The following is a 786-nucleotide window of genomic DNA, read 5'->3' as shown; positions in this document are numbered from 1 at the left end:
GGTGGTGTTTCAAAAAGTATGCTGAAAAAAAACAGGTTGGCTTTTGATAAAATAGTGAGATGCAAATAACACTAGAAATCAAATGTCCAACCTGTCGAAGTGACAGTATAAAGAAAAATGGCTTCAAACTAAATGGTAAGCAAAACTATCAATGTAAAAACTGCAAGCGTCAGTTTATTGGGGATCATGCTCTTAGTTACCGAGGTTGTCATTCTGGTATAACAAATAAAATACTCCACCTGATGGTTAGAGGGGGTGGTATAAGAGATATTGCAGAAACCGAGCGTGTCAGCATAGGTAAGGTTTTACGAACATTAAGTAAATCCACTTATAAAATTCGCCCTAAGCAAAATTATTATGAATCTATTGAGGTTGATGAGTTTTGGACTTTTGTAGGAAATAAAAAGAATAAACAATGGCTTATTTACGCATACCATAGAGAAACAGGTGAAATTGTTGCTTATGTTTGGGGTAAACGAGATCTGGCGACAGTCCAACGATTGAAGGCAAAGTTAAAGCAATTAGGTGTTCACTACACCCGAATTTCAAGTGATCACTGGGATAGTTTTGTGACTGCCTTTAAAAACTGTAAGCAAAGTATTGGTAAGTTTTTTACTGTAGGTATTGAAGGAAATAATTGTAAAATAAGGCATCGAATTAGACGTAGTTTTAGGAAAAGTTGTAATTTTTCGAAAAAGCTTGAAAACCATTTTAAAGCCTTCGACTTAACCTTCTTTTATATCAATAATGGCTTCATTTAATTTCAGCATACTTTTGGAAACAGAT

The 786-nt window shown here is 34.4% G+C and carries 1 protein-coding gene; it reads left to right on the top strand.

Translation table 11 applies throughout. The features are described from left to right. The first annotated feature begins 59 nt into the window (after positions 1 to 59). A complete protein-coding gene (locus A6M14_RS05520; RefSeq protein ID WP_152874006.1) occupies positions 60 to 761 on the top strand; it encodes an IS1 family transposase in 702 nt (233 codons plus the stop codon). The last annotated feature ends 25 nt before the right edge of the window (positions 762 to 786 follow it).

This window comes from Acinetobacter portensis (assembly GCF_009372215.1).
In the GTDB taxonomy this organism is placed as follows: Bacteria; Pseudomonadota; Gammaproteobacteria; order Pseudomonadales; family Moraxellaceae; genus Acinetobacter; species Acinetobacter portensis.
Note: the sequence above shows the minus strand (reverse complement) of the source record. Positions and strands in the feature narration are given on the sequence as shown.

What these genes read in the sequence shown, in the direction of transcription:
- A6M14_RS05520 (WP_152874006.1), top strand. Translation starts at nt 60, where the DNA reads ATGCAAATAACACTAGAAATCAAATGTCCAACCTGTCGAAGTGACAGT.